We start from the raw sequence: 21655 nt of genomic DNA on the forward strand, positions 1-21655 counted from the left end.
GGACCCGCCTTGTCCCGCTACACCGTCAAGCTGGCCACAGCCGTCGCGCTGTCCGCCGGTCTCGTGCTGTCCGCCACTGCCTGCTCCAGCAGCAGCGGCTCCAGCGCCGCGCCGTCGGCCAAGCCGATCAACGCCAACCTGAACCAGATCAACGCTGTCGACCCCTCGCAGCTCAAGCAGGGCGGCACCTTCAACTTCCCGGTGGACCAGTACTCCAGCCAGTGGAACGTGCTGAACGCGGACTCCCAGAACGAGCAGTCCACGGTGTGGACCATGGAGTCCGTGATGCCGCAGGAGTTCCACACCACGGCCGACAACAAGCTGGCCGTCGACACGGACTACTTCAGCAGCATCACCAACACGATGACCGGCGGCAAGCAGGTCACCACGTACGACATCAACCCCAAGGCCAAGTGGTCGGACGGCACCCCGATCACCTGGAAGGACATCGAGGCCGACTGGTCCGTCCAGAACGGCAAGAACCCCAAGTTCAACGACACCCAGACGACCGGCTACAGCCAGATCGCCTCGGTCGTCCAGGGCAAGGACCAGTTCGAGGCCGTCGTGACCTACGCGACCCCGTTCTCCGACTGGGCCGCGCTCTTCTCGCCGCTCTACCCGGCCTCGCAGATCAGCACGGTCGACGGCTTCAACAACTCCTACAAGAACAAGATCCCGGTCACCGCGGGTCCGTTCAAGATCGGCAAGATGGACCCGACCACCAAGGTCGTGACCGTCGTGCGCGACCCCAACTGGTGGGGCAACAAGCCGGTCCTGGACAGCATCAACTTCCGTACCCTGGACGCCTCCTCCACCCCGGGCGCCTTCGCCTCCGGTGAGATCGACTGGGAGGACATCGGCCCGTCCCCGTCCATCTACAAGCAGGCCAAGCAGGTCGCCGGCGCCTCCATCCGCGTGGCCGGCGCGCCGAACCTGCGCCAGATGTGGCTGAACGGCAAGAGCCCGAACCTCACGGACGTCAACGTCCGTAAGGCCGTCATGCAGGCGATCAACCGCGTCGCGATCGGCAAGTCCGACCTGAGCGGCCTGCCCTGGGACGTGCAGCTGCTGAACAACAACTTCCTGGTCAACAACGCGTCCGGCTACAAGGACAACGCGGGCGCCCTGGGTCAGTTCGACCCGACCGCCGCGAAGGCCGCGCTGGACGCCGCGGGCTGGAAGATGGGCTCCAACGGCTTCCGCACCAAGGACGGCAAGGAGTTCGACCTCACCCTCGAGATCCCGGCCGGCACCCCGGTCGCGACCAACGAGGCGCAGCTGCTCACCGCGATGCTGAAGGACGTCGGCATCAGCGTGAAGACCACCCAGGGTGTGGGTGACCAGTTCTTCAACGACGTCCAGGCCGGCAAGTTCGACCTGACCGTCTTCTCGGAGCTCGGCTCGCTGCCGTACTTCCCGATCAGCAACGTCGAGCCGAACTTCCTCAACCCGACCTCCGCGGGCATCGGCTCGAACTACTCGCGCATCGGCAGCCCCGCGCTGGACGCCGCGATGAACAAGGCCGGCTCGGACACCGACCCGACCCAGTACCTCGCCGACGTCAACGCTGCCGACGCCATGGTCTGGCAGATGGCCATCCACGTGCCGCTGTACCAGCGTCCGCAGATCGTCGCCACCAAGAGCACGCTGGCCAACTTCGGTGCCAACGGCTTCCAGGACATCGACTGGACCAAGATCGGCTTCACCAAGTGAGCTGATTGAACCGTCCGGCTGACGCCGAACGAAGAACCCCCGAGCCTTCCGGCTCGGGGGTTCTTCGTTGGCCCGCGCTGGGCCGGGCGTCAGATGCCGACGCTGGTGCTGCCGTCGGGCTTGGACAGCAGGGAGACCAGGGCGATCGCCACGTCCTGCGGGGTGACCGGGCGGCCGTCCTTGGTCTGGACGCCGTCGAAGGCGGGACCGTAGGCGGCCTTCAGCTTGGCCAGGTTGAAGACCGGGACGAAGGCGCCGGAGGCGTCCGGACGCAGGGTCAGCGCCTGGCTGAAGGTGTTCTTGCCGAAGAGCACCGTCTTGCCGCCCGCCGTCACCTGGAACGGCTGCTTCATGGCCCAGGCGCCGATGGTGCGCGCCGCCGCGTCCGCGGCCGCCGCGGAGCCCTTGGGCTGCACCGTGGTGACCGAGAGCGCGACCACGCCGACCTGGCCGCCGTTGGCGCGGGCCCGGAAGGCCTGCTCGACCAGCGGCATCGCGGCGTCCACGTCGAGGCCGCTGCCGGCCTTGGGCGGCGTCACCACGGCCTTGCCCGCGACGAAGTGCACGCCGGCCGAGTTGCCGCTGCTGGACGCGGCCAGCTGCTGCAGCGCGGAGCGCAGCTTGTCGGGGTCGATGGTGACCACCGGGGCGACGGCCTTGCCCGTGCCGAGCAGCGACTGGACCACGGTGACCGGGTTGTAGTCGTGGTGCGCCACGCTGTCGACCGTCGCGGTCGCGTCGATCGTCAGACCGGCCACGGACGGGTTCAGCGTCGCGGGCTTGCCCCCGATGGAGACCTGGATCGGGCGCGCCGAGAGCGGGCCGAGGGTGTGCTCCAGCGCGTCGAGGGCCTGGTCCCGGGTGTCGCCGCCGATCGCCTGTCCGAGCACCGTGGTGCCCTTGGGGATGTCGGCCTGGTTCATCATCAGCCCGGCGCCGTAGGCGCCCGCGCCGGCCACGACCACCACGCCGACCGCGTAGCCGGCCAGCTTGCGGGCCTTGCCGCCGCCACGCTTGGCGCGGCCGGCCTTGCCGGAGGGCGCGGTGGAGGCCCCCGTGCCCTGGCCGCCACCGGCGGGCTCGGGACGCGGGTCGGCACTGACGCCGCCGGTCCCGCCCGCGAAGCCGTCGGCGATGGGCTGCGGCCGCGGGACGGGGGGCAGCGTCGCGGTCTGGCCCGCGGCGTTCCCGCCGCCGGCCTTGCCGCCCTTCGCTGCCTTGGCGCCCTGCTGCTGACCGCCCTTGCCGCCCTTCTGCTGGCGGTGCTGGCCCGGCTGCGGGCCGGGGCCGGCCGGAGTCGGGGTGGCTATCGGGGCGCCGACGGCCTCCCCCGGCATCGGGGGAGCCGGCGGGAACCCGGTCTGCGGGTCCGTCAGCTGGTCTGCGGGGGAGCGGAACTGAAGGGTCGGCTGGACACCGGTGGTGCTCGCGGGCGCCTCGGCCGTCGCACCGCCCAGGCGCGCGGCGATGGAGCCCGGCACCGGACGCGGCGGCAGGGTCGGCCCGGGGGGCGCCTGCTGGCCCTGCGGGGGCTGCTGGCCCGGCGTCGGCTGGGGCCGCTGCGGCAGCGCCCCGCCCGACCAGGGCTGGGCGTCCGGCAGTGCGTCCCGGCCGCTGCCGTAGGGCTGGTCGTACCCGGGCGGCATGCTGCCGTCGGCGCTCGGACCGGTCGGCGTCGGCGCTGCCTTGCCCCGCCGCTTCGGCATCGGCGGCTGCGGGGACCGGTCCGGGGACGGCGCCAGGGGCGACTGCGGCTGCTGCGCCTCGAAGCCCGGCGTCGGCGCGACGGGCGGCGCGGCCGGAGGCTCCTGGAAGAGCGGTTGGCCGGGCGGCGGCGCGGGGGACGCCGGGGCCGACGCGGCGGCCGGCGGCGCCGACTTCTTGCGCGGCGCGAACCACTCGCTGGGCGGGGTCCCGCCGCCGTCCGCCCCGGCCGGGGCGGAGGGTGCGTCCTGCGCCGACGAGGTCGGCTGCTCCGAGGCGCCCGGGGCGAGCCACTCCGGCGGCAGGTCAGGGGGCGTGGTGGTGCCCGCGCCCGAGTCCATGACGCCGAGCACGGGGGAGCCCGAGGTGTCCGCGCGGCGCCGCCGCGGGGCGGGCTGCTCGCCCGTCTCCTCGTTCAGCGGGCTGCGGACGACGACCTCGGGGATCGGTCGCGCGCCGGGGATATTGATCTTGATGCGCGTGGTGAGCGTGGTCTCGGTGCGAGGCTCGTCGCGGTGCGGGGCGTCGGCCCCGTTCTCCGGCTGCGCGGCACCCCCGGGGCCCGGCCGACCGGCCTGTGGCGGCTGCCCCGAGCGGGAGAACGCCGCGTCACCGGGGACGCCGTAGGGCGGCGTACCCGAGGGGTAGGACTCGCCGCCCTGACGAGGCGACATCGGATTGTCGGATTCTCGACTCACTGCTGCTCCGGTTCGCGCTCCGTTTGAGTGGCGGCGCGCGGTTGTGGATCGTTGTTCCCCGCGTCCCGTGGGGTTGCGGTTGCGGTGTGTGGAACCGCGGTCTCCAGCGTTGCGGGGACCACCTTACTGGGAGCCGTCCCGACGCGGACTTGCCGGAGGCAGAACGGAGCCTGAAGGCCCGTGGCGGAAGGGCGAGAGCGACGGCCGGGCCAGCGACAGCACCGAACCGAGCAGGCCGAGGAAGAGCAGCGCGAGGCTGGTCGCGCTTCCGCCCCAGATCAGGTCGCCCTTGGGTGTGCTGACGCTGGCGACGAGCAGGACGCCGAGCCAGGTGGCGGTCGGCACGACCGCGCCCGTCCTGGTGCCGGTCACGGTGCTGCCGCCGTAGCTGAGCGCGATGATCCCGGCGGTGCCGAGGACCAGGCCGCCGCCGCTCCACAGGTCCACGATCAGCGCCCCGGCCAGACCGACGGCCGCGCCGAGCACGCCGAGCAGCAGATAGACCGTCATCCGCGCGGGGCGGCCCAGCGGGTAGGACCGTGCGGGAGGCAGCGGCGAACCGCTGCGCGGCGCGGGCACCCGGGCCGCGCCACCGCTGCCGCCCGAGCCTCCGGCGCGCCCGCGCCCGGAGCTTCCCGAGCCCGGCGCCGTGCCCGGCGGCTGACCGCCGCTCATGCGCCCGCCCCGGCCGGGCTCGCGGACGCCCGCCCCGACGCGGTGTCCACGCCGGCGAAGAGGTCGGCCTCCCAGCCCGTGTCCGCGTCGACGGGGCCGGGCTTGCCGCGGACCAGCCGGTAGTACTCGACGGCGGGCAGCGGCTGGCCCAGCTCGTTGGAGAGGGCGAAGAAGGGCTCCTCCACCGCGATCTGGGTGGCGTGCGCGCGCATCGCCGCGGTCTTGGCGTCGGCGTAGGCCGTGCCGTCGACGACCGCGGTGACCTCGGCGTCGTCGACGACGCCGGGCACGTCGTCCAGGGAGGCGACGCCGGGGAACGGGGCGTCCTGGCCGGCGGCGCGCAGGGCGGCGAAGCCGGCCTCGACCACCGAGCGCGGCACCACGTTCCAGTAGACCTTGGCGATCGCGTGCGCCGGGCCCAGCTCGGGCTGGAAGCCGGCGTCGGCGGCGAGCTCGGCGCCGCGCATGGCCACTCGGTGCGCCTGGATGTGGTCGGGGTGGCCGTAGCCGCCGTTCGGGTCGTAGGTGACCAGGACCTGCGGGCGCACCTCGCGCACGACGGCGACCAGCTCGGCGGCGGCCTCGTCCAGATCGGCCTGCCAGAACACGTCGGGACGGGCGTTGCTGGCGACGCCCATCATCCCGGAGTCGCGCCAGCGGCCCGGGCCGCCGAGGAAGCGGTGGTCCAGGACGCCGAGCCGGCGCATCGCCTCGGCGAGCTCGGTGATCCGGTGCGGACCGAGGCTGTCCTCCCGCTCGGCCACGCGGTGGGCGTGGTCGTCGCCGATGACCTCGCCCTCCTCACCCAGCGTGCAGGTGACGAGGGTGACGCCGACGCCCTCCGCGGCGTAGCGGGCCATCGTCGCGCCGTTGCCGATCGACTCGTCGTCGGGGTGGGCGTGAACGAGGAGCAGGCGCCTCTCGGCGCGGGCGGCCCGGGAAGTATCCGTCATGGCGCTCAGCCTAGGGCCTGTCTCGCGGGTCAGGCCGGGCCCGCGGCGTCAGGGCACGCTCCCCCAGCCTTCGGCCGGGAGGTGCCCCCACCGCTGCGTTGTCGTCGGTCGCCGATGCTCCGCATGGACTCCCTCCTCCGCCTTGCGATCCACGCACCCTGACGCCGCGGGCTGATCCGACCTGACCCGTGAGACAGGCCCTGCGGTCGGGCCGACAGCACCCCACAACGGAGGATCTACAGCTTGATGCCGGTCAGCATGCCGGCGACGCTCGTGGTCACGGTCTTGATCGACGGGGCGATCGAGCTGGACGCCAGGTAGAAGCCGAGCAGCGTGCAGGCGAACGCATGCCAGAGCTTCAGGCCGGACCGCTTGACCAGGATTCCCACGATGATCAGCATCAGCACCGCTGCGGAAATGGGCAGAACCATCGCGTCTCACACCTCTCGGTTTTGGGCGGCGGGGACTGCCGCCCCACAGGACGGGCGCACACAGGTGATACCCGCGGGGTGATGGGTAGGTCACTTTCCGTCATCATGCCTAGCCCGTCGCTCCGATGCACGACCCCGGCGCGCGGGCGCGACTCCCACGCGGGTGCGCGCGGGTACGTGGGGGAGCCGAACGGGCGAGGAGGGAGCGCGGGGTGTTTGCCGGGAATCCGGCTCTGTCCGGGGCCTCGCCGCTAGGGTCGGAACATGGCCCAGGAGATCACGTTCCCCCGTCAGTTCTCGCGCACGCAGCGCTTCTCGCTCGGCGCTCCGCGGTCCTTCTCGGTGTCCCCGGACGGCGGAAGGGTGGCCTTCCTGCGGAGCCGCGGCGGGACCGAACGGGCGAACCTGCTGTTCGTGCTCGACCTTTCGAACGAAGCTGCTCCGTTCGAGCGAGTCGCCGCCGACCCGGTCGCCCTGCTCGGCGGCGGCGAGGAGCACCTGTCCGCCGAGGAGCAGGCGCGCCGCGAGCGGGCCCGTGAGGGCTCCGCGGGCGTGATCGGGTACGCCACCGACGCCGCGCTGACCATGGCGGCCTTCAGCCTCTCCGGCCGGCTCTTCCGGGCCTCCCTGCTGGCGGGCCCGGGTGAGGACGCCGCCGAGCTGCCCGGCCACGGCACCGTGCTCGACCCGCGACCCGCGCCGGACGGCCGGCACATCGCCTACGCCACCACCGACGGCGCGCTGCGCGTCATCGCCGCCGACGGCGGCGGCGACCGGGTGCTGGCGCACGAGAACGACCCCGAGGTCACCTGGGGCCAGGCCGAGTTCATCGCCCAGGAGGAGATGGACCGCAGCCGCGGCTTCTGGTGGTCCCCGGGCGGCGACCGGCTGCTCGCCGCCCGCGTCGACAACCGGCCCGTCCGCCGCTGGTGGATCGCCGACCCGGCCAACCCGGACCAGCAGCCGCTGGAGATCGCCTACCCGCAGGCCGGCACCCCGAACGCCGAGGTCTCCCTCGCTCTGCTGGACCTCGACGGCGGCCGCGTCGACGTCGGCTGGGACCGCACGGCCTTCCCCTATCTCGCCCGCGTCCACTGGTCCGCCGGTGGCGCCCCGCTGCTGCTGGTGCAGACCCGCGACCAGCGCCGCCAGGTCGTCCTGACCGTCGACCCGTCGACCGGCCGGACCCGCCCGCTGCACGAGGAGAGCGACCCGGACTGGGTCGAGCTCTTCCCCGGCGTGCCGGCGTGGACGCCCGACGGCCGCCTGGTCCGCGTCGCGGACGACCGCGCCGCCGACGCGCGCGTCCTCGTGGTGGGCGACCGGGTGCTGACGGACCGTTCGCTGCACGTGCGGCATGTCGTCGACGTCACCGCCGAGGACGTGCTGTTCACCGCCTCGGCCGGCGAGGAGGCCGGTGCGCCGGAGGTCGGCGAGGTGCACGTCTACCGCGTCGACAGCGCGGACGGCACGGTGCAGCGGATCAGCGACGCCCCGGGCTACCACTCCGCGGTCCGCGGCGGCCCCGTCACCGTGCTGAGCTCCGCTGCCGTCGACCGGCCGGGCGCGCTCGTCCGCGTGCTGCGCACCGAGGACGGCGCGAGCGCCGAGGTGGCCCGGATCGCCTCGCACGCCGAGGTGCCGGTGCTCACCGCCCGTCCGACGCTCACCCTGGCCGGCCATCGCCGGATCCCGACGGCGGTGCTGCTGCCCACCGGCTACGACCGGGAGCGCGACGGCCTGCTGCCGGTGCTGATGGCCCCCTACGGAGGTCCGCACGGCCAGCAGGTGGTCGCGGCGCAGAACATCTTCCTGTCCGCGCAGTGGTTCGCCGACCAGGGCTTCGCCGTCGTCGTCGCCGACGGGCGCGGCACCCCCGGCCGCAGCCCCGCCTGGGAGAAGGCGATCATGCGGGACATGGCCGGGGTCACCCTGGACGACCAGGTCGAGGCGCTGCGGGCGCTCGCCGCCGACTTCCCGCTCGACCTCGGCAGGGTGGGCATCCGCGGCTGGTCCTACGGCGGCTACCTCGCCGCGCTCGCCGTGCTGCGCCGACCGGACGTCTTCCACGCGGCCGTCGCCGGCGCCCCGGTCACCGACATGGAGCTCTACGACACCCACTACACCGAGCGCTACCTCGGCCTCCCGGCCGAGGAACCCCAGGTCTACGCCGCGCACTCGCTGCTGACCGACGCGTCCCGGCTGACCCGGCCGCTGCAGATCATCCACGGCCTGGCCGACGACAACGTGGTCGTCGCGCACAGCCTGCGCCTCTCCTCCGCGCTGCTCGCGGCCGGACGCCCGCACGAGGTGCTGCCGCTCTCCGGCGTCACCCACATGACGCCGCAGGAGGAGGTGGCGGAGAACCTGCTGCTCCTGCAGGTCGACTTCCTGCGGAGGTCACTGCCCCGGCCGTGACATCTGTCATGCCTGGTCATGGAGGCGCGGCACTGCTGCCGGGCCTTCCTGACCTGCGATTCTTCTTGCATGACGACTTCCACCGAAACAGTCACGGGGGCGGACCGGAAGGGTTCCGCGATCCGCGGGGCGAACGGCCACCCGATGCACGAGGTCGCGGCGTTCCGTAACGTCAGCAAGCACTTCGGCGCCGTCAAGGCGGTCAGCGGCAGCTCCTTCACGCTCCACCCGGGCGAGACGGTCGCGTTCCTCGGCCCCAACGGCGCCGGCAAGTCCACCAGCATCGACATGCTGCTGGGCCTGAAGGACCCGAGCGAGGGCCAGGTGACGCTCTTCGGCGGCACCCCGCGTCAGGCGATCATGGACGGCCGGGTCGGCGTCATGCTGCAGAGCGGCGGCCTGCTGCCCGAGGTCACCGTCCGCGAGCTGGTCGGCTTCTCCTGCAAGGTGCACCCGCGCGGCTACGCCGTCGACGACGTGCTGAAGACGGCGCAGATCCAGGACCTGGCCGACCGCCGGGTCGACCGCCTCTCCGGCGGCCAGGAGCAGCGCGTCCGCTTCGCCCTCGCCACCTCCGGCGACAGCGACCTCATCGTCCTGGACGAGCCGACCACCGGCATGGACGTCAACGCCCGCCAGGCCTTCTGGTCCGTCATGAAGGCCCAGGCCGACGCCGGCCGCACCATCCTCTTCGCCACGCACTACCTGGAGGAGGCGGACGCGATCGCCGACCGCGTCCTGGTGATGCACAAGGGCCGCCTGATCGCGGACGGCACCGCCGCCGAGATCAAGGCCCGGGCCGGCCAGCGCCGCATCTCCTTCGACCTGCACCCGCAGGACGGCGGCGACGCCTCGCTGCTGAACGCGCTGCCCGCGATCACCGCGCTCGACGTGAGCGGTTCGACCGTGCGCATCTCCACGTCGGACGCCGACGCCACCATGGCCGCCGTCTACCGCGCCGGTCTCTACCCCCGTGGCCTGGAGGTCACCGGGGTCGGCCTGGAGCAGGCCTTCATCACCATCACTGCGGAAGCCACTGCGGCCGAGGGGAACTGACCATGTCTTCGCTGATCCGGCTCGAGGTGCTGCGGGTGCTGCGCAACCGCCGCTACCTCTTCTTCACCGTGATCTTCCCGGTGATGATGTTCTTCTTCTACGCGTCGACCAACTTCGGCACCACCACCTTCAACGGTGTCACGCCGAAGACCTACTACATGGTCTCCATGGCCACCTTCGGCACCGTCGGCGCCGCCCTGAACACCGCGATGCGCATCGCGCTGGAGCGCAAGAGCGGCTGGACCCGGCAGCTGCGGCTGACGGCCCTGCCCGGCTGGGCCTACGTGCTGTCCAAGGTCGCCGCGGCCGGCGCCGTCACCCTGCCCGCCGTGCTCGCCGTCTTCGCCGCCGGCATGGCCGAGGGCGTGCACTTCCCGGTCACCACCTGGCTCGGCATGGGCCTGGCCGTCTGGGCCGGCGGGTTCGTCTTCTCGGCGGCGGGCGTGGCCCTCGGCTACGCGGCCGCGCCGGACACCGTGCAGCCGATCACCATGGTCAGCTACATGGGCCTGGCCTTCCTCGGCGGCTCCTGGTTCCCGCTGTCCGGGGGCCTCAAGTCGGTCGGCCAGTACACTCCGGTCTACCTTTACAACGAGCTCGCCAAGTACCCCGTCAACGGGGTCTCGGTGGGCGCCTCGCAGGTGATCGGCCTCGCCGCCTACCTCGCCGCCTTCGCGGCCCTCGCGGCCTGGCTGTACCAGCGCGACCGCAAGGCAGTCTGAGACACGGGGGACGGACAATGACGGAGAAGAGCGAGGCCCGGTCGAGGGCGCCCCGGGTCGGGGTGCCCCCCGAGAACCGCCGGCAGCTGTTCGTGAAGCTCTGCTGGATGCTGGTCTGGATGCTCTACCTGGCCTATCCGATCTCCGACCTGTTCGGTCGGGTGGGCCTCGGGAAGACCGTGTTCGGCTGGGTCCTGCTCGTTCTCTTCCTGGCCTGTTACGTCTCGCTGGTCCTGCGCCGCCAGGTCACCGGCGCGGCCTCCAAGTGGGACCGGTGGCAGGGGGCCGTGCTGGCGGCGATGTTCCTGACCGCCGTCTCCACCTCGGTCGTGCTGGACGCCAACTGGCTCGCGCTGTTCACCTACACCGCGGTCGCGGCCGGCATCGTCCTGCCGCAGCGGGTCGCCGCGATCGGGGTGGTCGCGGTCGTCGCCACCCAGGTCGCACTCGGCCTGACGACAACACACATCGACCGCACCGGGCTGGCCGGGATGGCCCTCGGCGGCCTCCTCGGCGGCCTGGCGATGACGGGCCTGCAGCAGCTGGTGCGCACCATGGCCGAACTGCGCGAGGCGCGGCAGGCGGTGGCCGCCCTCGCGGCCTCCGACGAGCGTCTGCGCCTCGCCCGCGACCTGCACGACCTGCTCGGTCACTCGCTCTCCCTGATCACCCTGAAGAGCGAGCTCAGCTCCCGCTTCATGGACCAGGAGCGCTACGAGGAGGCGCGGGCCCAGGTCAACGACATCGAGAAGGTCTCGCGCCAGGCCCTCGTCGACGTCCGCGAGGCGATCGGCGGCTACCGCCGCCCCAAGCTCGCCGTCGAGATCGCCGCCGCGCGCACCGCGCTGACCGCGGCGGACGTCACCATCGACGCCCCCCTCTCGCTCGCCGACCCGCGCCCGGGTCTCGGCGCCGAGGAGGAGGGGGCGTTGGGCTGGGCGCTGCGCGAGGCCGTCACCAACGTGGTCCGCCACAGCGGCGCGACCGAGTGCCGGATCCGCTTGATCGAGGACCTCGCCCCCGACGGCCGCCCCGGCCGGGTGCTCACCCTGGAGGTCGCCGACAACGGCAACCTCGGCAAGCAGTCCCGCCACCAGCCGCCCGGCAACGGCCTCACCGGCCTGTCCGAGCGCCTGGCCCTCGCCGACGGCACGCTGGACGCCGGTCCGGCGTCGGGCCGACACGGCTTCGTCCTGCGCGCGACGGTCCCGTTGCGCGCCGAGCTCACCTCGAAGGATCCCGAGGAACAGCCCGCGGCCGGTACCGTGCAGGAGTGATCAGAGTTCTGCTGGCCGAGGATCAGGCCATGGTCCGTGAGGCGTTGGCGGCCCTGTTGGGGCTGGAGGGGGACATCGACGTCGTCGCGCAGGTGTCGCGCGGCGACGAGGTGGTGGCCGCCGCCGAGGCCCACGAGGTCGAAGTGGCCCTGCTGGACATCGAGATGCCGGGCCTCACCGGCATCGAGGCCGCGGGCCTGCTGCGCAAGGCCCGTCCGGGCATCAAGATCGTCGTCCTCACCACGTTCGGCCGTCCCGGCTACCTGCGCCGCGCGATGGAGTCCGGCGCGGACGCGTTCCTGGTGAAGGACGCCCCGGCCGCCCAACTCGCCGAGGCGGTCCGCCGCGTGCTGCGCGGCGAGCGCGTCATCGACCCGACCCTGGCCGCGGCCGCGCTGGCGGAAGGCGCCAACCCCCTGACCTCCCGCGAACGCGACGTCCTCTCCGCCGCGGCCGACGGCAGCGCGAACGCGGACATCGGCGCCCGCCTCCACCTCTCCGAGGGCACGGTCCGAAACTACCTCTCCGCCTCGATCCAGAAGACAGGTGCCCGCAACCGCACCGAAGCGGTACGCATCGCCATGGAAAAGGGCTGGCTGTAGCCGCACTCTCCAGGGGCGCGAGGGTTTCTCGCGCCCCTCGCACCTTCAAGGGGTGGCAACCGGACGTCAGTTGAGGCGGAACCGGGCGGTCTTGGCCTCGGAGCGGACGCGTTTGGCGGAGTCGGGGTCGAAGGCGTCGAGGATGGTGGCGTACTCCTCCATCTGGGCCGCGCCCTCCAGGAAGTGACCGGTCTTCACCAGGAGTTCCGCCCGTTCCAGGCGGAGCTGGGCCGGGTGGCGGGGGAGGAGGAGCGAGAGCTCCGTCGCCCACAGCTGGGTGCGGGCGTGTTCGGGCCGCGCCGCGGCCCAGTTGCGGATGTTGGCGAGGGTGCGCAGCACGACGTCCTGCGGCTCCGCCGCACGCAGCAGGTCCGGAGTGAGGCGGTAACCGGCCTGGGCGACCAGCGACTCGACGTCCTCGTCGGAGAGGATCCGGCCGCTGTGGAAGGCGTCCACCAGGACGTGCTCGCCCGCCGGATCGCCCACGCCGACCACGAAGTGGCCGGGGAGCGCCACGCCGTGGACCGGCAGGCCGACCATCCGGCCCACCGCGATCCAGACCGTGGCCACGGTGATCGGCAGGCCCCGTCCGCGCCGCAGCACCTCGTGCAGCAGCGAGGACTCGAGGCGGCCGTAGACCCCGGGCCCGCCCCGCAGATCCGCCGAACCGGCCAGCGCGCCGGCCAGCACGGCCGCCGTCCTGGTGGGCGACAGCCCCGTCGCGCCGCCGGGGCAGGCCTCGCGCAGGGCCGCGCGCACCACCGAGGCCAGCCGCTCCAGCGCGTCGAACGCGGGCGCCAGCGCCTCGTCGAGGTGGCCCGGACGGGCCTCGAGGTCCACCTCGAAGCCCATGAGCAGGCACAGCAGCGCGAGGCTCGGCTGCTCCCCGCGCGCCTCGGCGGCGAACCGCGCTCTGCTCTCCTCGCTCACGGGCGAGGATTCTATGCGTGTCGCGCCACCTGATCGTGTCTCACACGTGGAGCCTGGCGTAGCAGTACCGGTAGCGCACCTCGAAGCCGAGCTTGTCGTACATGGCGCGGGCGACCTCGTTCTCCGCCTCGACCTGCAGATACGCGCCCGACGCACCCTCCTCGGCGGCGCGCGCCGCCAGCGTCGACATCACCGCGCTCGCCAGGCCGCGCCTGCGCGCCTGGGGCAGCACCTCGATCGCGCCGAAGCCCGCCCACGCGCCGTCCACCACGCAGCGGCCGATCGCCGCGGGGCCGTCCGGCACCTCCGGCAGGAAGACGGAGGCGAACCAGACCGAAGGGCCGCTGTGCAGCAGCGCCTGCGCGGCGGCGGTCCGCGCCTCGTCCGCGTCGACCCGCTGGTAGCGCGAGCGCCAGGCCGCGTCGGCGGTCCGCGAGAGCCGGACATCCGCTGCCGCGGTGGCGGCCGCAGGCGCCGCCAGGCGGGCCAGCGGCGCGGTGCGGACCTCGGTGTACGCCTCCACCGTGCCGCGCTCGGCCAGCGCGGCCTCCAGGCCCGGCGTGGACCCGGGCAACGTCACCTCGACGTAGGCGGGCAGGCCGCGCGCCGCGTACCAGTCCCGGACCCGGTCCAGCGCCTCTGCGGGCGGCAGGCCCGGATCGCCCAGCGTCTGCGCCGAGTTGCCGCGTCGGGTGAATCCGGAGGAGGACCGCAGCAGCCAGTCGCCCAGCGGCTCCTGCTCCAGCGCGGCCCAGCCGCGCGCCGCGGTCCGCTGCAGCTCCGCCGGCGTCGGCTCGGGCGGCGCGGCCAGCGAACGGCGCAACGGGGCCGGGGGCACCGGCTTTCCTGCCACCAGCGCCGCCACCGGGAGTTCGACGTCCTGCCCCGCGCGGTTCACCACCGTCAAGCTCTGGCGCTCGGAATCCCAGGATGTGAGCACGCCGAGCGTGTCGGAGAACTGAGGACGGCCTTCCAAGATCCCCACAACACGCCGTACCATGACCCGTCGGCCCAGGTCAGCGGGGGTGAGTCGGAATCCCGACCGATCGACTTCGGTCGCTTGGGACGCCATGATGCCTACCTCCGTTACATTCGGTGCCCTCGACCGGCGATACTAGAGGCGGGCATCGACGACGCCGCGCTTCCCTTGCGCGATAGGCCCTTACTAGGAGGAATGACAGCGTGACCTACGTCATCGCGCAGCCTTGTGTCGACGTGAAGGACAAGGCGTGCATCGAAGAGTGCCCGGTCGACTGCATTTACGAGGGCCAGCGGTCCTTGTACATCCACCCGGACGAGTGCGTCGACTGCGGCGCCTGTGAGCCGGTCTGCCCGGTCGAGGCCATCTTCTACGAGGACGACACCCCGGACGAGTGGAAGGACTACTACAAGGCGAACGTCGAGTTCTTCGACGACCTCGGTTCGCCCGGTGGCGCCTCCAAGCTCGGTGTGATCGACAAGGACCACCCGTTCATCTCGGCGCTCCCGCCGCAGAACCAGGACCACTGAGTTGACTTCCTCGCAGGACAACTCCGCCGCGCCGTCCCTCCTCGGAGGGGCGGCGCGCCGCGTCTCGGCCCTGCTTCCGCCGTTCCCGTGGGACCGGCTGGAGCCCTACAAGGCCATCGCGGCGGCCCACCCCGACGGCATCGTCGACCTCTCGGTCGGCACGCCCGTCGACTCCGTGCCGCAGTTGGTCCAGGACGCGCTGGCCGCCGCCTCGGACAGCCCCGGCTACCCCACGGTGTGGGGCGCCACCGCGCTCAAGGACGCCCTCGTCGGCTGGGTCGAGGGGCGTCTGGGCGCACGTGGCATGACCCACCGCAACGTCCTGCCGGTGGTCGGCTCCAAGGAGCTCGTCGCCCTGCTCCCGTGGCAGCTGGGCCTCGGCCCCGGCGACCGCGTCGCCTTCCCGCGCCTCGCGTACCCCACCTACGAGGTGGGCGCGCGCCTCGCCCGCGTGGAGGCCGTCGTCTACGACGACCCGACCGAGCTCGACCCCGAGGGCCTGCGCCTGCTGTGGCTCAACTCCCCGTCCAACCCTACGGGTCGGGTCCTGGGCGTGGACGAGCTGCGCCGGATCGTCGCGTGGGCGCGACAGCACGGGATCCTCGTGGTCAGCGACGAGTGCTACCTCGAACTGGGCTGGGAGGCCGAGCCGGTCTCCGTCCTGCACCCGGACGTCTGCGACGGGTCCGTGGACGGCCTGATCGCGGTCCACTCGCTCTCCAAGCGCTCGAACCTTGCCGGTTACCGCTCGGCGTTCGCCGCGGGAGACGCGGCGGTCCTGGGCGAGCTGCTGGAGATCCGCAAGCACAGCGGCTTCATAGTCCCGGCTCCGGTCCAGGCCGCGACCGTCGCCGCGCTGGGCGACACCGCGCACGTCACCGAGCAGCGCGCCCGCTACGCGGCGCGCCGCGAGGCCCTCCGGGGCGCGCTGACGGCCTCGGGCTTCCGCATCGAGCACAGTGAGGCAAGCCTCTACCTCTGGGCCACCCGCGACGAACCCTGCTGGGACACCATCGCGGACCTCGCCAAGCACGGCATCCTCGCCGCCCCCGGCGAGTTCTACGGCACCGCCGGCGCCAACTTCGTCCGCGTCGCCTTCACCGCCACGGACGAACGCGTGGCATCGGCCGTCTCCCGCCTCACGGCCTGACGGCCTCGCGTCCACGGTCGGTTGCAGCATGCCAAGGGGCGCGGGGCTGTGCACGATGTGCGGCTACGCCGCGTGGGCGCGAGCCGGTTTGGTTCGCGTCCACGGTCAGTTGCAGCACGCCATGGGGCGCGAGGTTGTGCAGGATGTGCGGCTACGCCGCGTGGGCGCGAGCCGGTTTGGTTCGCGTCCACGGTCGGTTGCAGCACACCAAGGGGCGCGGGGCTGTGCACGATGTGCGGCTACGCCGCGTGGGCGCGAGCCGGCTTGGTTCGCGTCCACGGTCAGTTGCAACGCGCCAAGGGGCGCGGGGCTGTGCACGATGTGCGGCTACGCCGCGTGGGCGCGAGCCGGTTTGGTTCGCGCCCACGGTACGTTGCAACACGCCAAGGGGCGCGGGGCTGTGCACGATGTGCGGCTACGCCGCGTGGGCGCGAGCCGGTCTGGTTCGCGCCCACGGTACGTTGCAGCACGCCAAGGGGCGCGGGGAACTGCGCGAGCAACCACCCTGTGAGGGTGGCCCTGCTCGCTGAGCGACTCACCACACACGGTGGCTTGTCGCGCAGTTCCTCGCGCCCCTGGTTGTTGCATCGACCTGTGAGAGCTCGGAGCGGGGCTTGTCGCGCCCGCGCGCCTCGCGCCCCTTGGTCGTGCAACTACCTGCGGGAGTCCGAAGCGGAGCTTCCCTACAGGGGGATGCCGTCGACGGGGAGGTTGCCCAGGGGGAGGGCGTTGAGGCCGGGGACGGTGTTGGTGACGGTGCTGAGGGGGGACTGGTCGGCGGCGGCGCCGCCCATGCCCGGGAGGCCGCCCAGGCGCTGCGACGGAGCCTCGATGCTGCGGGTGCCCCCGCCCAGCGCGCCCTGCGCCGCACCCAGCGGCAGGCTGTTGACGGGCAGGCTGCCCGCGATCGGGAGCGAGCCCAGCGGACCCGCCGGCGCGGCAGCCGGAGCGGCCGGGACGTCGCCGGGCAGCGCGCCGGTGGCCTGCGCCGCGGCCGGGACACTGCGGGCCACGCCCGCACCGTGCGCGAGGCTGACGGCCTGACCGGCCGTGCCGAGCAGGCCCAGCGCGGAGGAGCCCAGCGAGCGGTTGGCGACCGGGACGGCGTCGTTCGCCGCGCGGCCCGCTGCGTCGGCGACGACCGGGAGGCCGGTGCTCGCGGCCTGGCCGACGCCGTTGCCGGCGAGCTCGCCGGTCTGGTGCGCGGTGCTCTGGAGGGAGCTACCGAGCTCGGGAGCGGAGTTGACCTGGCTGAGCCCACCCAGGTCGGGTACCGCCGGCAGCGCGGGGGCGGCCATCGCCGTGCCCGCCGCGACCGCCGGGACCGCACCGGCGGCGACAACGACCGCGGCCTGGACGATCCGGCGCGAGATGGGGAGAGACATGGTGCTCCTTGAGATGGGACGACAGAACCCGTCCGCCGGGCGGACGTGGTGATTACCGCCCCAGGAGCAAGAAGGTTGCGGGCCCGCCGGGTAAAGAGTTCCCCAAGCGGAGCGGCTTTTTGTCCGCTGATGCCGGGTATGTCGAACCACGTCGCCGCAGCCAGCAAAAGGTTTCTCCGTATGCCCGACAAGGGATTGCCCGGGTGATCCGAGAAAATTCGGCCGTCTCGACCCGAATGGCCGCATTCGTCAACCCTGTGCGGGGCCGTTCACCCCGCAGGGGTGGCCGCGCTACGCCACGGTGATGCGGAGCCCGCTCGTCGAGTCCGACGAGGCGGCGGTGGTGCCGGGGGAGGCGGAGCTGGTCGAGACCCAGCCCTTGTCGGACGCGGAGCTGTTCCACGTCTTGCCGGCGTAGTCGACCTCGGTGATGTGCAGGGACTTGGCGTGGGCCACCGACCACTGCGCCACGGCCCAGCCGCGCTCCGAGACGTAGGCGCTGCCGTGGACCGCCACGGACAGCAGGTGCTGCGGCGACGCCGAGGAGGACGAGGAGGACGAGCCGCCGGAGTCCGTGCTCGCGCCGAGGTCCGTCGTGGAGACGACGCGGCCGAAGTCCTTTTTCAGCTCCGCCTGCAGGGTCGTTCCGCCGCTGCCCGAGGGAGAGGTGCCGACGCCGTCCACGGTGCAGTTCATCGCCGCGGGGACGCGGCCGGTCAGCGCGGACGACAGGGTCATCGCGTCGGCCTCGTGCTGGGCGTAGGCGTCGGGGAAGCCGCTGTGCTGGACGTCCTGGGCCGCCTCGGTGAGGGGGAGCTGGGCGTAGCCGGGGATGGCGACCAGCTTGTCCAGGAACTTGTTGGTCGCGTAGACCGGGTCCGCGATCTGCTGCGGGGATCCCCAGCCCTGCGAGGGGCGCTGCTGGAACAGGCCGATCGAGTCGCGGTCGCCGCCGGACAGGTTGGTCAGCCGGGACTCCTGCATCGCGGTCGCCAGCGAGATCTGCACCGCCCGCTCCGGGAGGTTGCGCGCGGTCGCGACGGCGGCGATGGTGCTGGCGTTCTGCATCTGGTCGAGACTCAGCGGGACGATGCCGTCGGTGGTGTCCACCTCGCAGCCCTCCGAGATCGGTCCGGGCAGGAAGTTGCGGCCCTTGGCGATCAGCAGCCCCACCACGACGGCCGCGACGACCAGCAGCACCAGCACGGGCAGACAGCCCAGCCAGCGGCGCCGGCGCCGGCGCGGCGTCGGGGTGTCGTCACCCGCGCCCATCATCTCGCTCAGACTCACCCGGCGTCCTTTCTCCGACGGCGCATGTCGTACGGTGCGCCGTTCCGGTCGGCACAGTCGGCCAGGTCCGGCCGACTGGTCACCCTACCGACTGGGACGGTCCACCTGGGACTACGGTTCGCCTGCGTATCTGTGAGCTGCACCGCGCTCCAGCGGGAGCTGAGGCGAACCTGTGCGGATCCCACGTAGGCTGGATGTTCATGAGCCGTCCTGATGCCCCCGAGTCCGCCGAGCCCGCCGCCGCGACCGTCGTCCCCGAGCTCGACCTGAACATGACCGGTGGGGAGTTGACCCGAGTCCTGGTCGACATCCCCTCCGTGAGCGGGTCGGAGCAGGTGATCGCCGACGCCGTCGAGGCCGCGCTGCGCAAGCTGCCGCACCTGACGGTGGAGCGGGACGGCAACGCGATGATCGCGCGGACCAACCTCGGCCGGGACGAGCGGGTCGTGCTCGCGGGGCACCTGGACACCGTGCCGATCGCCGACAACGTGCCCTCCCACATCGAGGGCGACCTGCTGTACGGCTGCGGCACCTCGGACATGAAGTCGGGCGTCGCGGTCCAGCTGCGCATCGCGGCGACCGTGCCGGAGCCGAACCGGGACATCACCTTCGTCTTCTACGACTGCGAGGAGGTCGAGGCGCGCCGCAACGGCCTCGGCCGGCTGGCCCGCAACCACCCCGAGTGGCTCGCGGCCGACTTCGCGGTGCTGCTGGAGGGCACCAACGCCCAGGTCGAGGGCGGCTGCCAGGGCACCCTGCGCGCCGAGATCCGCACCACCGGCCAGCGCGCCCACTCGGCCCGCGCCTGGCTCGGCGACAACGCGATCCACAAGGCCGCCCCGATCCTCGCGCGGCTGGCGGCCTACGAGCCGGAGCGCCCGGTCATCGACGACCTGGAGTACCACGAGGGACTGAACGCGGTCCGCATCGAGGGCGGCGTCGCCAACAACGTGATTCCGGACGACTGCCTGGTCGTGGTGAACTTCCGGTTCGCCCCGAACCGCACCCCGGAGCAGGCCGAGGCGCACGTGCGCGAGGTCTTCGACGGCTTCGACGTCGTCGTCACCGACTTCGCCGCCGGCGCGCTGCCGGGCCTGTCCCAGCCGGCGGCCGCGGCGTTCGTCGAGGCCACGGCCACCACGCCGAACCCGAAGTTCGGCTGGACCGACGTGGCCCGCTTCTCCGCGCTGGGCATCCCCGCGGTGAACTTCGGCCCCGGCGACCCGAACTACGCGCACAAGCGGGACGAGCACTGCTCGCTGTCCGCCATCGAGGAGACCGAGAAGCGCCTGCGGGCCTGGCTGCAGTCCTGAAGTCGCCGTCTGTCATACCCCCATGCGTCGATTGATCGTCGTACGCTGCGGAGGTATGACAGACGACCGCAGCATCCACCCAGTCGAGCCCACCAACGGGGCCAGTAACGGCAACCGCCTCCGCGGCAAGGCGCGGATCAAGCACCGAGGCCCGGTGCTGCTGCGCGGTCCGCAGGTGGACAACAGCACCACCGACCAGCGCCTGCTGGACTCGGCCGGTCCGGTCGACTGGCTGCACACCGACCCCTGGCGGGTCATGCGGATCCAGTCGGAGTTCGTCGAGGGCTTCGGCGCCCTCGCCGAACTCGGCCCGGCGATCAGCGTCTTCGGTTCGGCCCGCACCCCGGTCGACTCCGAGGAGTACGCGGCGGGCATGCAGATCGGCCGGGCGCTGGTCGACGCGGGCTACGCGGTGATCACCGGCGGCGGCCCGGGGGCGATGGAGTCGGCCAACCGCGGCGCGTTCGAGGCAGGCGGCACCTCCGTCGGGCTCGGCATCGAGCTCCCCTTCGAGCAGGGCCTGAACGACTACATCCACCTGGGCCTGAACTTCCGCTACTTCTTCGTGCGGAAGACCATGTTCGTCAAGTACAGCCAGGGCTTCATCGTGCTGCCAGGCGGCTTCGGCACGCTCGACGAGCTCTTCGAGGCGCTCACGCTGGTCCAGACGCACAAGGTCACCAAGTTCCCGGTGGTCCTCTTCGGCACCGCGTACTGGTCCGGCCTGCTGGACTGGGTGCGCAACACCCTGGTCGCCGAGGGCAAGGCCTCCCTGGGCGACCTGGAGCTGATCAGTTGCACGGACTCCGTCGAGGAGGCCATCAAGATCCTCGAGGTGAGCCGCACCAACGGCCACGCGCAGCCGGCCCACAGTCCGGAGTAGCGGCGGCGCGGATCAGGCGAGGCCCCGGCGGGCGACGGCCGGCGGGCGGGTGCCGCGGATCGAGGCGACCATGTCGAGCACCTGGCGGGTCTCCGCCACCTGGTGCACCCGGTAGATCCGCGCACCCAGCCAGGCCGAGACCGCGGTCGTGGCGAGAGTGCCGAGCAGCCGCTCGCCGACGGGCTTGTCCAGGGTCTCGCCGACGAAGTCCTTGTTGGACAGCGAGACCAGCACCGGCCAGCCCGTCTCGGTCATCTCGGGCAGCCGCCTGGTCGCCTCCAGCGAGTGGCGGGTGTTCTTGCCGAAGTCGTGCCCGGGGTCGATGATGATCGACTCCCGGGGCACGCCCAAGGCGAGCGCCCGCTCCGCCTCGCCGTGCACCGTCCGCTCCAGGATGTCGGCCATCACGTCCGGGTACTCCACGCGGTGCGGCCGGGTGCGCGGCTCCGCGCCCCCCGCGTGCGTGCAGACCAGCCCCACCTTGAACTTCGCGGCGACCTCGGCGAGCTCCGGGTCGACGCCGCCCCAGGCGTCGTTGAGCAGGTCCGCCCCCACCGCGCAGACGGCCTCGCCCACCTCGTGGCGCCAGGTGTCCACGCTCAGCACCACGTCCGGGTGCCGTTCGCGCAGCGCCGCGACGAAGGGGACGGTGCGGCGCAGCTCCTCCTCGACCGTCACCTCCTCGCCGGGCCCGGCCTTCACCCCGCCGATGTCGAGGATCGCCGCTCCCTCCGCGACCGCGCGGTCGGCCGCGGCGAACGCCGGCTCGTCGGCGAAGGTGGCGCCCTGGTCGAAGAAGGAGTCCGGCGTGCGGTTCACGATCGCCATGATCACCAGCTCGTCGGGTCCGAACGTTCGCGGACCGAGCTTCAAGGCCGTGCGGGCCATGCGTCCTCCCGGGCTGGTGCTGCCATGATGGCTGTCGTTACGTTTGGGGTTCGTCCAT

Annotated in this window: 19 protein-coding genes; 10 read left to right on the top strand and 9 right to left on the bottom strand. The window is 72.6% G+C overall.

Annotated features, from left to right (window positions below; translation table 11 throughout):
- Positions 1-9: 9 nt before the first annotated feature.
- Positions 10-1713 (top strand): ABC transporter family substrate-binding protein, encoded by a 1704-nt coding sequence (locus tag DN069_RS15845; RefSeq protein WP_111501633.1) that lies wholly within the window; start codon positions 10-12, stop codon positions 1711-1713.
- Between the two features lie 89 nt (positions 1714-1802).
- On the opposite strand, the gene DN069_RS15850 is transcribed toward DN069_RS15845, so the two are convergent.
- The 4 genes from DN069_RS15850 to DN069_RS15865 form a co-directional block, all read right to left on the bottom strand.
- Entirely contained in the window at positions 1803-4091 is a 2289-nt protein-coding gene (locus tag DN069_RS15850) for a peptidoglycan binding domain-containing protein (RefSeq protein WP_111501634.1), read from the bottom strand.
- A 147-nt stretch (positions 4092-4238) separates the two neighbouring features.
- Positions 4239-4790, bottom strand: coding sequence for a DUF6113 family protein (locus tag DN069_RS15855; protein WP_133259937.1), 552 nt, complete (start codon positions 4788-4790; stop codon positions 4239-4241).
- The gene (gene mshB / locus DN069_RS15860; protein ID WP_111501636.1) at positions 4787-5743 is read right to left on the bottom strand and encodes an N-acetyl-1-D-myo-inositol-2-amino-2-deoxy-alpha-D-glucopyranoside deacetylase; all 957 of its coding nucleotides are present in this window, start codon (positions 5741-5743) and stop codon (positions 4787-4789) included. The genes DN069_RS15855 and mshB overlap by 4 nt, the downstream gene beginning before the upstream one ends.
- Before the next feature lie 236 nt (positions 5744-5979).
- Positions 5980-6174 carry a hypothetical protein gene (locus DN069_RS15865; protein WP_042365063.1) on the bottom strand — a complete coding sequence of 65 codons (195 nt, stop codon included), beginning with the start codon at positions 6172-6174 and terminating at the stop codon, positions 5980-5982.
- A 264-nt stretch (positions 6175-6438) separates the two neighbouring features.
- On the opposite strand from DN069_RS15865, the gene DN069_RS15870 reads away from it, so the two are divergent.
- From DN069_RS15870 to DN069_RS15890, 5 genes are all read left to right on the top strand, one after another.
- Complete coding sequence (locus DN069_RS15870; protein ID WP_111501637.1) at positions 6439-8592, top strand: S9 family peptidase; 2154 nt, start codon at positions 6439-6441, stop codon at positions 8590-8592.
- Between the two features lie 144 nt (positions 8593-8736).
- A complete protein-coding gene (locus DN069_RS15875; RefSeq protein WP_111501638.1) occupies positions 8737-9648 on the top strand; it encodes an ABC transporter ATP-binding protein in 912 nt (303 codons plus the stop codon).
- A gap of 2 nt (positions 9649-9650) precedes the next feature.
- Entirely contained in the window at positions 9651-10370 is a 720-nt protein-coding gene (locus DN069_RS15880; RefSeq protein WP_111501639.1) for an ABC transporter permease, read from the top strand.
- Between the two features lie 17 nt (positions 10371-10387).
- Complete coding sequence (locus DN069_RS15885) at positions 10388-11647, top strand: sensor histidine kinase (RefSeq protein ID WP_111501640.1); 1260 nt, start codon at positions 10388-10390, stop codon at positions 11645-11647.
- Entirely contained in the window at positions 11644-12249 is a 606-nt protein-coding gene (locus tag DN069_RS15890) for a response regulator transcription factor (protein ID WP_111501641.1), read from the top strand. Before DN069_RS15885 ends, DN069_RS15890 begins: the two co-directional genes overlap by 4 nt.
- Positions 12250-12315: 66 nt before the next feature.
- Here the strand turns inward: DN069_RS15890 and DN069_RS15895 are convergent, their stop codons facing one another.
- A complete protein-coding gene (locus DN069_RS15895; RefSeq protein ID WP_243639284.1) occupies positions 12316-13179 on the bottom strand; it encodes a transglutaminase family protein in 864 nt (287 codons plus the stop codon).
- A gap of 40 nt (positions 13180-13219) precedes the next feature.
- Positions 13220-14251: a GNAT family N-acetyltransferase gene (locus DN069_RS15900; RefSeq protein ID WP_111501642.1), complete on the bottom strand. Its 1032-nt coding sequence runs from the start codon at positions 14249-14251 to the stop codon at positions 13220-13222.
- Between the two features lie 110 nt (positions 14252-14361).
- Between DN069_RS15900 and fdxA the strand changes: the two genes are divergently transcribed.
- Positions 14362-14688 carry a ferredoxin gene (fdxA, locus tag DN069_RS15905; protein ID WP_111501643.1) on the top strand — a complete coding sequence of 109 codons (327 nt, stop codon included), beginning with the start codon at positions 14362-14364 and terminating at the stop codon, positions 14686-14688.
- Position 14689: 1 nt separating this feature from the next.
- A complete protein-coding gene (dapC, locus tag DN069_RS15910) occupies positions 14690-15838 on the top strand; it encodes a succinyldiaminopimelate transaminase (RefSeq protein WP_111501644.1) in 1149 nt (382 codons plus the stop codon).
- 683 nt (positions 15839-16521) lie between these two features.
- On the opposite strand, the gene DN069_RS15915 is transcribed toward dapC, so the two are convergent.
- Together DN069_RS15915 and DN069_RS15920 are read right to left on the bottom strand one after the other, a co-directional pair.
- The gene (locus DN069_RS15915; protein ID WP_111501645.1) at positions 16522-17223 is read right to left on the bottom strand and encodes a hypothetical protein; all 702 of its coding nucleotides are present in this window, start codon (positions 17221-17223) and stop codon (positions 16522-16524) included.
- A gap of 291 nt (positions 17224-17514) precedes the next feature.
- Positions 17515-18513, bottom strand: a complete 999-nt coding sequence (locus DN069_RS15920) for a hypothetical protein (protein ID WP_111501646.1) — start codon at positions 18511-18513, stop codon at positions 17515-17517.
- A gap of 200 nt (positions 18514-18713) precedes the next feature.
- On the opposite strand from DN069_RS15920, the gene dapE reads away from it, so the two are divergent.
- Positions 18714-19826, top strand: a complete 1113-nt coding sequence (gene dapE, locus DN069_RS15925; RefSeq protein ID WP_111501684.1) for a succinyl-diaminopimelate desuccinylase — start codon at positions 18714-18716, stop codon at positions 19824-19826.
- Between the two features lie 55 nt (positions 19827-19881).
- Entirely contained in the window at positions 19882-20709 is an 828-nt protein-coding gene (locus DN069_RS15930) for an LOG family protein (protein WP_111501647.1), read from the top strand.
- Between the two features lie 12 nt (positions 20710-20721).
- Here DN069_RS15930 and folP read toward each other — a convergent pair whose 3' ends face one another.
- The gene (folP, locus tag DN069_RS15935) at positions 20722-21597 is read right to left on the bottom strand and encodes a dihydropteroate synthase (RefSeq protein ID WP_111501648.1); all 876 of its coding nucleotides are present in this window, start codon (positions 21595-21597) and stop codon (positions 20722-20724) included.
- Positions 21598-21655: the final 58 nt, after the last annotated feature.

Source organism: Streptacidiphilus pinicola, from assembly GCF_003258295.1.
GTDB lineage: Bacteria > Actinomycetota > Actinomycetes > Streptomycetales > Streptomycetaceae > Streptacidiphilus > Streptacidiphilus pinicola.